15 protein-coding genes are annotated in these 12842 nt (G+C 40.3%); 8 read left to right on the top strand and 7 right to left on the bottom strand.

From position 1 onward, the window contains the following. Positions 1 to 137 precede the first annotated feature (137 nt). The 4 genes from ESV85_RS19590 (at position 138) to ESV85_RS19575 (ending at position 4479) form a co-directional block, all read left to right on the top strand. The gene (locus ESV85_RS19590; RefSeq protein ID WP_146920638.1) at positions 138 to 1094 is read left to right on the top strand and encodes a RimK family alpha-L-glutamate ligase; all 957 of its coding nucleotides are present in this window, start codon (positions 138 to 140) and stop codon (positions 1092 to 1094) included. Positions 1095 to 1117: 23 nt separating this feature from the next. Beyond that, positions 1118 to 2236, top strand: coding sequence for a carboxylate-amine ligase (locus tag ESV85_RS19585; RefSeq protein WP_146920636.1), 1119 nt, complete (start codon positions 1118 to 1120; stop codon positions 2234 to 2236). A gap of 215 nt (positions 2237 to 2451) precedes the next feature. Further along, positions 2452 to 3282: a glutamine amidotransferase-related protein gene (locus tag ESV85_RS19580; protein WP_317130807.1), complete on the top strand. Its 831-nt coding sequence runs from the start codon at positions 2452 to 2454 to the stop codon at positions 3280 to 3282. Positions 3283 to 3288: 6 nt separating this feature from the next. Beyond that, the gene (locus ESV85_RS19575) at positions 3289 to 4479 is read left to right on the top strand and encodes a hypothetical protein (protein ID WP_146920634.1); all 1191 of its coding nucleotides are present in this window, start codon (positions 3289 to 3291) and stop codon (positions 4477 to 4479) included. Between the two features lie 64 nt (positions 4480 to 4543). On the opposite strand, the gene pyrE is transcribed toward ESV85_RS19575, so the two are convergent. After that, positions 4544 to 5188, bottom strand: coding sequence for an orotate phosphoribosyltransferase (pyrE, locus tag ESV85_RS19570; RefSeq protein ID WP_146920632.1), 645 nt, complete (start codon positions 5186 to 5188; stop codon positions 4544 to 4546). Between the two features lie 99 nt (positions 5189 to 5287). On the opposite strand from pyrE, the gene ESV85_RS19565 reads away from it, so the two are divergent. Continuing rightward, positions 5288 to 5974 carry an NUDIX hydrolase gene (locus ESV85_RS19565; protein ID WP_146920630.1) on the top strand — a complete coding sequence of 229 codons (687 nt, stop codon included), beginning with the start codon at positions 5288 to 5290 and terminating at the stop codon, positions 5972 to 5974. Here the strand turns inward: ESV85_RS19565 and coaD are convergent. The 4 genes from coaD to ESV85_RS19545 form a co-directional block, all read right to left on the bottom strand. Next, the gene (gene coaD / locus ESV85_RS19560; RefSeq protein ID WP_146920629.1) at positions 5962 to 6417 is read right to left on the bottom strand and encodes a pantetheine-phosphate adenylyltransferase; all 456 of its coding nucleotides are present in this window, start codon (positions 6415 to 6417) and stop codon (positions 5962 to 5964) included. The genes ESV85_RS19565 and coaD overlap by 13 nt on opposite strands. Positions 6418 to 6520: 103 nt before the next feature. After that, positions 6521 to 7339 (bottom strand): DUF3822 family protein, encoded by an 819-nt coding sequence (locus ESV85_RS19555; protein ID WP_191322067.1) that lies wholly within the window; start codon positions 7337 to 7339, stop codon positions 6521 to 6523. An 11-nt stretch (positions 7340 to 7350) separates the two neighbouring features. Beyond that, the gene (locus ESV85_RS19550) at positions 7351 to 7932 is read right to left on the bottom strand and encodes a hypothetical protein (protein WP_146920625.1); all 582 of its coding nucleotides are present in this window, start codon (positions 7930 to 7932) and stop codon (positions 7351 to 7353) included. A gap of 48 nt (positions 7933 to 7980) precedes the next feature. Further along, on the bottom strand, positions 7981 to 8490 hold the full coding sequence (locus ESV85_RS19545; RefSeq protein ID WP_146920623.1) for an NUDIX domain-containing protein: 510 nt from the start codon (positions 8488 to 8490) through the stop codon (positions 7981 to 7983). Between the two features lie 14 nt (positions 8491 to 8504). Between ESV85_RS19545 and ESV85_RS19540 the strand changes: the two genes are divergently transcribed. Continuing rightward, positions 8505 to 9959 carry an ATP-dependent RecD-like DNA helicase gene (locus tag ESV85_RS19540; protein WP_146920621.1) on the top strand — a complete coding sequence of 485 codons (1455 nt, stop codon included), beginning with the start codon at positions 8505 to 8507 and terminating at the stop codon, positions 9957 to 9959. Between the two features lie 521 nt (positions 9960 to 10480). Continuing rightward, the gene (locus tag ESV85_RS19535; protein WP_092897467.1) at positions 10481 to 10876 is read left to right on the top strand and encodes a DUF1573 domain-containing protein; all 396 of its coding nucleotides are present in this window, start codon (positions 10481 to 10483) and stop codon (positions 10874 to 10876) included. Between the two features lie 223 nt (positions 10877 to 11099). On the opposite strand, the gene ESV85_RS19530 is transcribed toward ESV85_RS19535, so the two are convergent. Further along, a complete protein-coding gene (locus ESV85_RS19530; RefSeq protein WP_191322066.1) occupies positions 11100 to 11417 on the bottom strand; it encodes a hypothetical protein in 318 nt (105 codons plus the stop codon). 121 nt (positions 11418 to 11538) lie between these two features. Here ESV85_RS19530 and ESV85_RS19525 point away from each other — a divergent pair, with 121 nt between their 5' ends. Beyond that, positions 11539 to 11703: a hypothetical protein gene (locus ESV85_RS19525; protein ID WP_223276053.1), complete on the top strand. Its 165-nt coding sequence runs from the start codon at positions 11539 to 11541 to the stop codon at positions 11701 to 11703. Between the two features lie 129 nt (positions 11704 to 11832). Here the strand turns inward: ESV85_RS19525 and ESV85_RS19520 are convergent, their stop codons facing one another. Further along, positions 11833 to 12639 carry a DUF6090 family protein gene (locus ESV85_RS19520; protein ID WP_146920617.1) on the bottom strand — a complete coding sequence of 269 codons (807 nt, stop codon included), beginning with the start codon at positions 12637 to 12639 and terminating at the stop codon, positions 11833 to 11835. Between the last annotated feature and the right edge of the window lie 203 nt (positions 12640 to 12842).

Here is a 12842-nt window from a genome sequence, read left to right as displayed (position 1 = left end):
CTTATTATCCATTTAGATATGAAATCGAGCATGGTTATAAAATCACACATTGAAATGATTAAAAGATGTGCGAGATTCTCCGTCCGACTGGCGTCTGATGGGCGGGCATATGGCCATTCAAAAAAAAATATAATCATATGAAAAAAATAGGAATACTTTTCGGTATGGAGGACACTTTTCCTCAGGCATTTATTGACCGGGTAAATCAAAAAGCAGAGAAAGGAATCATTGCTGAGGCGGTACAAATTGACAAAGTGATTCAAAATCACCTGTCAGAATATGCCGTTATTATAGACAGGATTTCTCAAGATGTGCCTTTCTATAGAGCGTATTTGAAAAATGCAGCTTTGACTGGGACTGCGGTTATCAATAATCCATTTTGGTGGAGTGCTGATGATAAATTTTTTAACAATGCGCTTGCAGATCAATTGGGAGTTCCACTTCCCAAAACAGTTATTTTGCCTTCAGCGAAGCATCCTGACGATACTACGAGCAAATCATTTAGGAACCTTGTAGCCCCTTTGGATTGGGAAGGTATATTCGACTACGTAGGGTTTCCAGCTTATATGAAGCCTTACGCCGGTGGTGGTTGGAAGAACGTTTATCGCCTTGAGGATAAAGCAGAATTTTTCAGAACGCATCCTGAGACTGGACAGCTTGTAATGATGCTTCAAGAAGAAATCGTGTTTGAAGAGTATTTCAGGGTGTATTGTCTAGGAGGCAAAGCAGTGAAAATCATGCCTTACGAACCACGAAATCCCCATCATTTGCGCTATGTGGTAGATGGGCCACCTACGTCTAAGAAGTTATTGGCTACGGTTAAAGATTATACCCTTCGCCTTTGCCATGGACTTGGATATGATTTCAATACAGTGGAGTTTGCGGTGAAGGATGGCATTCCTTATGCGATTGATTTTGGGAATCCTGCTCCAGATGCGGATGTGAATTCGGTAGGCCAAGAGAATTTTGAATGGGTAGTGGAGGAAGCTGCGAAAATGGCGATTAGCTATGCTAAAGCTCAGAAACCTGGGAAAATGAATCTAACCTGGGGTACATTTATGAGAGATGCTGTAAGCAGTACCAAGAGATTTTAGAATTTTTAGCTTAACAAATAACCATGGCCTCATCCCTCAAAAAACTTCCCAGATTTACCTTAGGAGTAGAAGAAGAATATCAGATTATAGATCCTGAAACCAGGGATCTACGCTCGCACATGTCTAAAATAGTGGAGGGTGGGAAAATCACACTGAAGGAACAGGTGAAAGCTGAAATGCATCAATCAGTAGTGGAAGTGGGTACTAATGTCTGCGAAAATGTGTCAGAGACGCGTAAAGAAGTAGCCTATCTCAGGAATAAAATCTCGGAGTTGGCCGCAAATCAGGGTTTATTGGTAGGAGCAGCCAGTACACATCCATTTGCACGATGGCAAGATCAGGAAATCACAGACGATCCCAGATACCATACTATTGTAGATGAATTAAAAGACATTGCCAGATCGAATCTGATTTTCGGGCTCCATGTGCATGTGGGAATTGATAATAGGGAAGTGGCTCTCCAGCTGATGAATCAAGCCTGCTATTTTCTACCTCATATTTATGCTTTGACCACCAACTCACCATTTTGGGAAGGTAGAAATACAGGTTTTAAAGCGTTTAGAGCTAAGATTTTTGCCAAATTTCCGCGAACTGGATTGCCTGAGTATTTTGATTCTGTTCAGTCCTATGATAATTATCTGGAGACCTTGGTGAAAACCAATTGTATTGATAACCCTAAGAAAATATGGTGGGATCTTAGAATTCACCCATTTTTCAGCACAATAGAATTTCGTATTTGCGATATGTGTCTCACTGTGAATGAGACGAATTGCATAGTGGCTTTGATCCAAGCCGTTGTTGCCAAGCTGTATAGACTTCTGCTGAGCAATACCAGTTTTAATATCTACAGAATTGCCTTAATTCGTGAAAATAAATTCCGTGCTGCGAGGAATGGTATTGAGGGTAAATTGATTGATTTTGGTAGGAAAATAGAGGTGCCTACCTATGAGTTGATTATGGAACTTCTGGATTTTGTAGATGACGTAGTAGATGAACTGGGTAGTAGAGAAGAAATTGAGTATGTGCATCAAATATTAAAAAATGGCACTGGTGCAGATCAGCAATTGGCAGTATTTGAAAAGACACAGGATCTGAAAAAAGTCGTAGATATGATCACTTCAAAGTTTACAGAGGGGATTTAACCTGGATTATGCATTAGGATTCGTATCGAGGTCTCAAACTGCAAGAAAATCAGTCACTTTGGAGATCGCGGCGTAGCTCCGCTACGGTGGGTTCGAAAAGTGAAGTAATACGTCTGATTTTAAAGCGGGTTGAGACCGTAGTAGATTTTCTAATGTATACTTCAGGTTTAAGTGCTTTGATTACCTTTGCGGGCTAAATAAACCAAACAGGCAACGTGGGAAAGAGGAAATTGAACTTGGCTATATTAGATATGTACGATGGCGAGCCCAATCAGGGGATGCGTTGTATCAAGGATATCGTAGCCAGATTTGAAGGTCAGTTGACTTATAAAATATTTGATGTAAGAGGTAAGGCAGAGATTCCTGAGATTCGGGACTATGATATGTTTATCTCGACTGGTGGTCCAGGCAGTCCTGAGGAAGGTGATGGAAATTGGGATTTGAAATATTATGATTTTCTAGATCAGATATGGATTTGGAATCAAAACCATAATCATAAAAAACACATTCTATTAATTTGTCATTCATTCCAAATGGCGTGCAGGCATTTTGGCCTTGGTACACTCACCAAGCGCAAATCCACTTCTTTCGGAGTGATGTCTGTTCACAAGACTGCAGAAGGACAAAAGGATGCTTTGTTGCAAAACCTAGACAACCCTTTCTGGGCAATTGATTCTAGAGACTATCAGGTGATTCAGCCGGATATGAAGAAATTTAAGGTGCTGGGAGCAAAAATCATCGCATTGGAAAAGATCAGGGATCATGTGGAATACGAGCGTGCAATCATGGCCATTCGGTTTACAGATGAAATAGTGGGGACTCAATTTCATCCTGAAGCTGACCCCGTAAGCTTTTTAGCACATTTGAAAAAAGCGGAGGTCAAAGAGAAAATCATAGCGGTCAAGGGAAAAATAAAGTTTAGAAAGATGCTTGAGCATTTGATAGATGAAGACAAAATCTATAAAACGAATGAAACGCTGATTCCAAATTTTCTTGAGCAATCCATTCAGAAAGCCAAAGCTTCGAAATCGCTTACTTTAATTTAATCCTTTATGATAGTATCCCGCAGAGCTCAGTTTAACACTGAATTTTCAATAGAAAAATATCAGGCTTTTCTTGAAGATTTAGCTGCGGATTTCAATTATTCACCCACCTTCAGAGTAGCAGAAACTCCTTTTTTCATTCCAGATGAAGTGAAAAAGCAACTGGAAGAAGCTTGCGAAGAAGTGTGTGCTTTTGTAAGAAAGCAAGATTTTAAGGCAATTACTCAGCGAGCTATAGATCTAAATACTGCGGTACCGAATGAAGATGCCCATACGCAGTTTATGGCGATTGACTTCGGTATTTGTGAAGTGAATGGGCGGATTATGCCAAAGCTCATTGAGGTGCAAGGATTCCCTTCCATCTTTAATTTCCAATTCAATCTCTTTCGGAAGATTCTGAAGTACTATCCTTTTACTTCAGAAATGACTCCTTATCTGTCGGGAATGGATGAAGAGGCCTATTTGACTAAGTTGAAGGAAGTTGTGCTGAATGACAACGATACTTCAGAAGTGGTTCTATTGGAAATTGAGCCGGAGAAGCAGAATACAAAGATTGACTTTTACTATTGCCATAGAGATCTAGGCATTCCAATCATCTGCGTGACGGAAGTGATCAAAGAGGGGGCGCAACTTTTTTATAGAAATGAAGCTGGAGAAAAAGTGAGGATCAAGCGGATTTATAACCGAGTGATTTTTGATGAGTTGGATCTTCGGAAGGACTTGAAGCTACAGTTCAGTTTTGAAGAAAAGCTGGATGTGGAGTGGGCAGGACATCCGAACTGGTACACGAGGATTTCCAAATTTATATTGCCCTATATGCAAGGGCAATACTTTATTGAGACAAAGTTGCTAAGCGAGATGGAAGAGATACCGGAGGATTTGGAGAATTATGTCTTGAAGCCTTTGTTTTCTTTTTCAGGATCAGGCGTGATTTTCAATGTGACCAAAGCTGATGTAAAAGCTGTAAAGGATAAGGATTTGTACATTCTCCAAAAGAAAGTAGCCTATGCTCCTGTGATCCAATCGCCTGAGGGCAAGGTGAAAGTAGAAGTGAGAATTCTAGCTCTTTGGCCAGAGAAAGATGAGAAACCTACCTTGGTGGGGAATCTAGTGAGACTCAGTCGAGGCGAGATGATCGGTGTGAAATTCAACAAGGACAAAGACTGGGTAGGTGGTTCTATTGGGCTTTTTGAGAAGTAGTGCCCTTACCCATAAACGAACAAAGGCAGTGATTTCTCGCTGCCTTTGTTCGTTCTAAAAGTTCTTATTGTTTCCAGATTGCTGGGTCTTTTCTCCATTCCGAAAGGGATTCCAGCGTATCTCCTGTAATATATTTTCTCTGAACAGCCATTGGGAGCATCGCTTCATAATGGCTAAGACAGACAAGTTTCACACCTGCTTTCTCGAAGTTTTGAGCGGCCACATCAAATCCGTAGCTGAAAATGGCAACCATCCCTAGTACATCAAATCCTGCGTCTAACAAGTCTTGAGTTGCTTTGAGTGAGCTACCTCCCGTAGAGACTAAATCTTCCACTACGACTACCTTTTGGCCAGGCACCACCTTTCCCTCGATCATGTTTTCCATTCCATGCCCTTTGGCTTTGGATCGTACATAGATGAAGGGTAGATCAAGATCATTTGCCAGCAAAGCTCCCTGAGGAATCCCGGCAGTAGCGACTCCTGCAATTGCTTCCACGTTTGGAAAATAATGCTGAATGCTTTTCACCAACTGCTCCTTGATCATCGTCCTTACCTTAGGAAAAGATAGGGAAAGCCTGTTGTCACAGTAAATAGGTGATTTCCAGCCAGAAGCCCATGTGAAAGGCTTTTCAGGTTGTAATCTGATGGCTTGAATTTCTAATAATTTGTCGGCTACTTCAGCAGCCACGTTCGCGTCTAAAATTTCCATGGCTTAAAAATAAGCGATAAAGTTCGGCTAAGGTTGTAGCAAGTGAAAAAAATATGCACTTTTGACTAATTCCAACCATGCCAAAACTTTGATTCACCCATGAGAATCTTCGTGAATGACAAGCCATTTGATCTGATAAGCTATGAGGAGCTAAATCCTTCGAAGTCTTATGAAACTGTTTATCACCAGCAAGAAGACTTGCCTGCCCATTTACCATGGAAAGATGATATCCTATTTCATGAACCTTCTCATGATCTGATTATCCGATTGCTATATACCCTCAGGACTCGAAAACTGAAGGATCTAGATTCAATTACTTTGGTGACAAAGGATAAAGCTGCTTTGAAAAAGTTTGTAAAAAGTCGTTTTTCAATCATCAAAGCTGCTGGCGGCGTAGTTTCTAAAAAAGATAAGATGCTCCTTATTTTCCGTCTTGGAAAGTGGGATTTTCCGAAGGGAAAGTTCGAAAAAGGAGAGACACCCAAGCAATGTGCGGTACGGGAAGTGGAGGAGGAATGCGCTATAAAAGTAAAAGCAGGTAGGCAGATCTGCAATACCTGGCACACCTATACTCAAGATCGAAAGAGTATTCTGAAGAAAACGTACTGGTTTGAAATGGATTGTTTGAATGATTCCCAAATGGCTCCGCAAAAGGAGGAGGGAATAGACGATATCCGATGGTTTTATGAGGGGGATGCTAAAATTGCCTTGATCAATTCTTATCCATCAATGCGCTTTCTTTTCAAGCAATACATCAAGACACATCTAAAGCCTCAAATATTGTAAGGTAGGAATTCTGATACATCACCACCAAAGCGGTGCACTTCTCGGATAATCGTGGAGCTGATCGCAGCATATCTAGGTGAAGTGATCAAGAAAACTGTCTCCAACTCGGTATTTAAGTACCGGTTCATTTGGCTGATTGTATTCTCGTATTCGAAATCTGTCGTGTTTCTCAGTCCTCTGATCAGAAATTTCGCGTTATGCTTTTTGGCTAGGGTAGAGGTCAATTCATTGTAAACAATCACCTTTACGCCAGGGATGTTTTCATACACAGATTCTACTTTTGCTACCATTACGTCGATTTCAAAGTATCTAGATTTCTTCGTCGAATTGTAGCCAATGCCGATAATCACTTCATCGAATAGATCCAGGCTTCTCATCACAATATCGTGATGACCTAGTGTGTAAGGATCGAAAGAGCCAGGGAAAATGGCAATTTTTTTCATGTGATTATTTTATTTATTCTTTGAGCACCTGAAACCTATGAGCACCAAACTAATCATTGCACGAGTGTTGAATGTTTAGCGTGAGTTGCGATGGTTTCATGGTTTAATCAAATTGCCAATTAGTCTCAAATAGATTGACTGATTTCAAATGCTTGAATCCATGAGTGAAATTCTGATTTGCATGGGGAGTTAACATGCGGAAATTGTGAAAGTATTCCTTTCCCCAATCTTCAGTAATACCACTTTCATTTGTTGCACCAAAGATGCTAATGCGTACATGGTTCCGATCAAATTTCAATTGATCGATAAGGACCAAGGCATATTTCAAAATATCTTCTTTGGAGTCAATAGAGAAGATATTGAAGACGGCAAGTTCCTGATTGGAAAATGCGGCTGCATAGATTTGATTTCCAAATATGCTGACTAAGATCTCCTGCCCGATTAGGTTAAATCTTTCTTTGAATAGATAAGAAAGGAAACAAACAGATCCGTGATGGAATGTCAGGTCAGAAAAGCGAGCTTCCAGTGTCTTCTTTAGCTTGCCTGAGATGCAAGATAGAACCTGAAGGTTGTTGCTGTCTAGAGGAGTGTTGAAATAGCTTGTGTTCGCTTGTGGCTCTGATGCAAAGGCTAAATAAGTAGCTTCTTGACCAGGTTGAAATAAAACACCAGGAACAAGGCTGAATTCAGGTTGATGCAGATAGATCTTCGCTGGTAGGTCTGTTCTCAGTAGATGATCAGAAGTCAGCAGCTGTTCCAAAGAAGCCCAGTTGAAGTTTATGTATTCGTGAATACCAATATTCGACTGGTTCTTATCCTTTGCAAAAATGAATAAGGAATCAGGATATAAAAAAAGTGATAGGCTTGCTGCGTCTTCCACATCAAACCTATCACTTTTAAATACTTTAAGGTTGCTTTCCAAAATAGGAGGTATTATTTCCAGTTACCCTCTGTAGAGGCATCTGTTCTTGAACCTACTTTCAAGGCTTTTTCGTTGTTGTTCAATCTTCTGTTTGGATTTACTGGAGCAGGATCTCTAATCTCAAAAACAGAGACTTCATAAGAGTTTCTTTCCACTTTGTCAGCGAAGAATTCGAATTGTTTTCCACCAGAACCTGGAACTACTGCTAGCGCCTCTAGATTGAAATCAGGATATTTTCTTTCGTTGAATAGAGAATCGATTACTGGTACGGAACCAAGTGTATCGAATGTTACAGTAGTTTCTTCCTTACCGTAGTCAAGAAGTTTAGTTGATTCAGTTCTTTGGACAAGCCAAATCTGACCAGATGCGATAAATGTTTTCAATTCATTCCAGTTCGCGGCATACCTACCATTAGAAGCTTGAAACGCCAACTCAGCATCTCTAAGCATTTGCAATTTTTCGATGATTGCTGCTTCTATGAGAGCAATTCTTTTCTCGCCTTCAACTACGTCGTCAACACCTTTCCAGAGAAGGTAGCCAAGACCAAGTGCAACTACTAAGAAGACTAAGGATAGTACTTTTGATAAATTCATTTGCTAAAATTTTAAGAATCTGGGTAAGGTTGAAGGTTTTAAATCGTGCTATTTTAGAGAATTATTTTCAAAATTAAAATATCCTCGCAACAATACTAAGTCCTCAAGGGATTTAATTCCCCAAAAGATTTGATGAAGGGCTTCATTAGGCAATGATCGGATTTCATTTATGCTCATCCAAGTGACTTCTTCGATAATTTGAGAATCTGCATAGAGCTCAGGATCCGTACCTACTGTTAAATTCCCCCCAATTTTTTCCACACTAAAGAAATGTTCCATCGCATGAAGTGGTGCCGCAAGGTATTCATGGACGAAAAGATAGTCTTTTACTTCTATATCTAGGCCTGTTTCCTCAGAAAACTCTCGTATTAAATTTTCAGATGCATTGTGTCCAAAATGCATTCCACCACCGGGAACAGACCACATGATCTTGCCATTTCCCATTAAATGTTTGATCATCAGGATTTTTCCGTCTTCTATCAGGATGCCATTCACGCGTGACCTGAGATGATTTCCGAACTTTGCTTCGATTTCCTTGCTGATTTTGTCTTTTGGCATTTACATTCGTCTGTATGAGTAAAGATAATGAGTCCTTGCCGAGACCATCCGCATTGCTAAGTAAATATTTTCCATTTGAGCCCACTTCGGGTCAGGCTGCTTTTTTCTCCAAGATGGATTACTTCCTACTCATGGAGCCAGAGAAAAAGCCAACTTTTGTCCTGCGTGGCTATGCGGGTACAGGAAAGACTTCTGTGATCTCAGCTTTGGTGCAGGCGCTTCCCAAATTATCCATGCGCTCGCTTTTGCTTGCTCCCACAGGTCGTGCTGCCAAGGTAATGAGTAATTACTCTGGGAGAGCTGCTTATACGATTCATAAGATTATTTATAAGCCCAAGGCCGAGGATGGGAGTTTGGGAGGGGGATTTATCCTTCAAAAGAATTATTACAAGGACACCGTTTTTATTATTGATGAATCATCCATGCTCGCTGATGATGGAGGAATGTCGGGTAATTTGCTCGGGGACTTAATCAACTTTGTTTTCCACGGACAGAATAATCGACTAATCTTAGTAGGTGACACTGCCCAACTTCCACCAGTGGGATCTGAATTTAGTCCTGCACTTGAAGCTGATTACCTGCTGAGACATTTTCGACTGGATGCAGACTTTATCGAATTGACGGAAGTGATGCGTCAGCGACTGGAATCTGGTATTCTTTATAATGCCACTAATCTAAGGCATCAGCTGCTACAGGAGAAGCAAGAGATACAGATCAGCACGAGTCAGTTTAAAGACACTTTCAAAATGACCGGAGAGCGACTGGAGGATGGGCTGAGGTATGCGTATGATAAGTATGATACGGAGAATACGACGATCATCACCCGATCTAATAAAGCAGCAGTACAATATAACCTGTACATCAGGCGAACGATCCATTTTTTCGAGGATGAAATCAGCTCTGGAGATTTACTGATGATCGTGAAGAACAATTACACCTACATGGCTGAGTCCGAAAAGGTGAATTTCTTGGCAAACGGAGACATGGCAGAGGTAATGAAAATCCGTTCTTTTGAGGAGTTCTATGGGTTGCGATTTGCCACATTGGAACTTCGGCTGCTAGATTACCCAGAAGAGCCCCATTTTGAGGCAAAAGTGATTCTGGATACCCTTTATTCCCCCAGCCCTTCGCTGACGCGTGATCAATACAGAAGCTTGTACCAGCAAGTGTCAGAAGATTATGCAGACGTGGCCAGTAAGGTGGAGCGCAAGGAGTTGATCAAGAAAGATCCTTTTCTCAATGCGCTGCAAATCAAGTTTGCCTATGCTTTGACTTGCCATAAAGCGCAAGGAGGACAGTGGAAAGCGGTGTTCGTGGATCAAGGATACCTGCCCGAAAATCAAGTGGATAAGGATTTTACCAGGTGGCTTTATACTGCGATTACCAGAGCTACAGAGGAACTTTACCTAGTGAATTTTGCCCCTGTATTCTTCGTAAAGCCAAAGGAGACTGAGGATCCGGAGTTTTAGTGGGATAAGATATTAGACGCAAGACATAAGTATCAAGACAGAGTGGAGGCGAAATGTGAGAAGTAGGAAGTAGGGGGAGAGAAGTAAAAAGTAAGTAGTTTTGAGGCAGGAGGTTGGCCTCGACTTCGCTCGGCCACCGTGCATTTGGAATAATGTGAGTCTAAAATTCGGACCCCGACCATGGTCGAGGGGAACAGTACTCAAGTTGTGTCTCGAAAAATGAAAAACTTATAGCTGTGGTCTCTGTGGTATCCTCTGTGCCCACCGTGGTTAAAATAATTCAGCCCTTGGAAATCGCTTTTGGCAAGGTATTTTCAATATAGTCTAGGTCGAAGGCATCTAAAACCTTTGGATTCCGTTATTTTGAAGTTGACACAAAAAATTGAATATTTGATAACCAAATAATTATAGCCATGAAATCGAGCTTGAGGGAGATTGTCACCCTGTGATATGAATTTTATCCATGCGAGATTTCCCCCAATAGTTATTTGGATGATCATTAAAAAATAAATTAAAACCATATGAAAAAATTAGGATTCTTATTGACCGTCTTTGCTTTGGTATTTGCTTTTAATGCCAATGCTCAGGAACAAAGTGGTGCTGCCATCACTTTTAAAGAAAAATCAATTGATTTCGGTGACATCACCCAAGGAGATAAAGTAGAGCACACCTTTCAGTTGACAAACACGGGAACTACCCCATTGATCATTTCGAATGTAGCCGCAACTTGTGGATGTACAGTTCCAAGCTGGCCGAAGGAGCCTATCGCTCCAGGTAAAACTTCAGAGATCAAAGTATCTTTCAATTCAACTGGAAAAATGGGCAAGCAGAATTCTGTAGTGAGAATTTACTCCAATGCTTCAGAGCCTATCGAGAAAGTATCCTTGATTTCAAACGTTCTGCCTAAGACCAAGTAATTAAAAAGTAAAAATAATTAGTAAAGCCTCTTGAGAAATCGGGAGGCTTTTTTGGTAACGTTTAGTATATGGCAAGTAAGGCAGTAGAAATCGATAACCTTTCAAGTTTGTGCTGAGCCAATACGTTGTTTTTTCTTTTTAATTTATTCATTCCTAAAAGCCAAATCTATGATTTGGCGGTATTCGTAAAAAAGAACTGAACTTTTGTAAACCACCAAATGCACTATTTGCTATATACAGTATTAGCTTTTGTTTTTATTTGGTCATTGTTATAAATATCCCAGTCAATCTCCCAAATACCTTCTGGATTTTTATGAGCTAATACCATCCATTTATAAGTCGATTTAGTTATCGATGAATCTGCGTTTAAAATATCATCATAACCAGTTCCTCTGACAGCAGCATAATTTCCAAATAATACCATCTTTTCAGCAGGTTCTTTCATGTCAAGAATTTTAACATCTTCATGACCTGTAAATGATTCTTTTAAATAAGCCTTTATTTCACTTCTGCCTATAAGTGGAGGTCTTCCAGGAATCATATAAACTGCCTTTTCTGCATAAAGGGATGCACATTCATCGAAATCGGCTGCCAGGTGAGTTCGAACATATGATGACTGGAAGAAGCCTGAGCGGAAACGTAAAAACCTGATCAAATTGGGAGTGGATCAGAATCATGCGTATGCATGGAGTAGAACCAGAAAAGGAGGATGGGTAGTAGCTCAGAGTGCGATACTGAATACTACGATCACTTTGTCTCGCCTGAGAAGAAAAGGGTACGAATCGATGCTTTTCTACTACCTCAAAACGCAACCTACAATCCAGTGAACCGCCGTATACAGCCTGTCCCGATTTTTATCGGGAAGACCCGTACGTACGGTGGTGTGAGAGGCGCACCTCGTCAACTTAATGGTTGGCGAGGCCGTCTACTCGACTAGCCTTTCGTTTTTTATGTAATTATTCTTCAAGAACTTCAATAATCTTTTCAGTTAATTTATCGACCGAACTATCGAGGGTTTCTATACTCTCCAGTATACGACTCAGTTCAAAAAACCGAAGAACATACATATTTGCATAGGCACGATTATTTTTATAGGCATCCATTTGAACAGGGAAATAGCGGATGTTTCTCTTGAAATCAGGAAGTTTACGTTCTATTTGCTTTTCTGTTTTCTTTAAGTCTACATGTTGTTCTTTGAGCCACATATCCAAAAGACTGTGATGGTCTATTGTATAAGGAAGTTCTATATTGTTCCAATAGGTTTGAAATGCAGAAATGCTTTTATCTAAATCATTTATTTGCCTTTGATATTCCGAAACGCTTCCTTTTATCGAATCAGATGCGATTTCACTGTACCCGCCAGATGAAACCAATTCGCTTAATGAAGTTGTAGCAACTGAATTAATAGATATTGGGCCAAGATCATTTTGCGAGTGCAGAAAATAAGTCTCTAAATCAGCTATTTCGTAATCTGGATTACTCAATGAATCGATATGATGAAGTGAATTGCTAATTTGATTTCTAACAGTATTCAGGTTCTTTGTAATAGTCACCTTATTGGACTTAAGTTCTTCCACCAATGACTTTAAATTCTTTGTATTTCTTAGTTCTGTTTTTTGAATCTCATTTGCATTATTTATCTGTAAAGCAATCAAAATTCCTATTACAACTAAAACAATTTCTCCAATTGCATAAAGTAGGTATTTGCTAAACTTATTTTCAGTCAAAAGCCGTTCTCTAATTTTTCTAAAGAATTTTATCATTGGTTTTTTTTGTTTCTTAATGAAGGCTAACGGCAACTGTATGGTGCGTATCCCGCAGGGTATGCACTATACAGAATGTGTGTGCCTTGAATGGTGAATATAGACCAAAAAGATGGTCGTTCCAACGGGTGAAAGTCCCTTAAGCGCGGGAGTCGTTACCCGAAGCCAAGCAAGTGGCAAGGTGGTTTACCGCGAGGTATGCA

This window comes from Algoriphagus aquimarinus (genome assembly GCF_007997215.1).
Classification (GTDB): domain Bacteria; phylum Bacteroidota; class Bacteroidia; order Cytophagales; family Cyclobacteriaceae; genus Algoriphagus; species Algoriphagus aquimarinus_A.
Note: the sequence above shows the minus strand (reverse complement) of the source record. Positions and strands in the feature narration are given on the sequence as shown.

What these genes read in the sequence shown, in the direction of transcription:
- ESV85_RS19545 (WP_146920623.1), bottom strand. Translation starts at nt 8,490, where the DNA reads ATGCCAAAAGACAAAATCAGCAAGGAAATCGAAGCAAAGTTCGGAAAT.
- ESV85_RS19550 (WP_146920625.1), bottom strand. Translation starts at nt 7,932, where the DNA reads ATGAATTTATCAAAAGTACTATCCTTAGTCTTCTTAGTAGTTGCACTT.
- ESV85_RS19530 (WP_191322066.1), bottom strand. Translation starts at nt 11,417, where the DNA reads ATGATTCCTGGAAGACCTCCACTTATAGGCAGAAGTGAAATAAAGGCT.
- ESV85_RS19565 (WP_146920630.1), top strand. Translation starts at nt 5,288, where the DNA reads ATGAGAATCTTCGTGAATGACAAGCCATTTGATCTGATAAGCTATGAG.
- pyrE (WP_146920632.1), bottom strand. Translation starts at nt 5,188, where the DNA reads ATGGAAATTTTAGACGCGAACGTGGCTGCTGAAGTAGCCGACAAATTA.
- ESV85_RS19585 (WP_146920636.1), top strand. Translation starts at nt 1,118, where the DNA reads ATGGCCTCATCCCTCAAAAAACTTCCCAGATTTACCTTAGGAGTAGAA.
- coaD (WP_146920629.1), bottom strand. Translation starts at nt 6,417, where the DNA reads ATGAAAAAAATTGCCATTTTCCCTGGCTCTTTCGATCCTTACACACTA.
- ESV85_RS19540 (WP_146920621.1), top strand. Translation starts at nt 8,505, where the DNA reads ATGAGTAAAGATAATGAGTCCTTGCCGAGACCATCCGCATTGCTAAGT.
- ESV85_RS19575 (WP_146920634.1), top strand. Translation starts at nt 3,289, where the DNA reads ATGATAGTATCCCGCAGAGCTCAGTTTAACACTGAATTTTCAATAGAA.
- ESV85_RS19590 (WP_146920638.1), top strand. Translation starts at nt 138, where the DNA reads ATGAAAAAAATAGGAATACTTTTCGGTATGGAGGACACTTTTCCTCAG.
- ESV85_RS19535 (WP_092897467.1), top strand. Translation starts at nt 10,481, where the DNA reads ATGAAAAAATTAGGATTCTTATTGACCGTCTTTGCTTTGGTATTTGCT.
- ESV85_RS19520 (WP_146920617.1), bottom strand. Translation starts at nt 12,639, where the DNA reads ATGATAAAATTCTTTAGAAAAATTAGAGAACGGCTTTTGACTGAAAAT.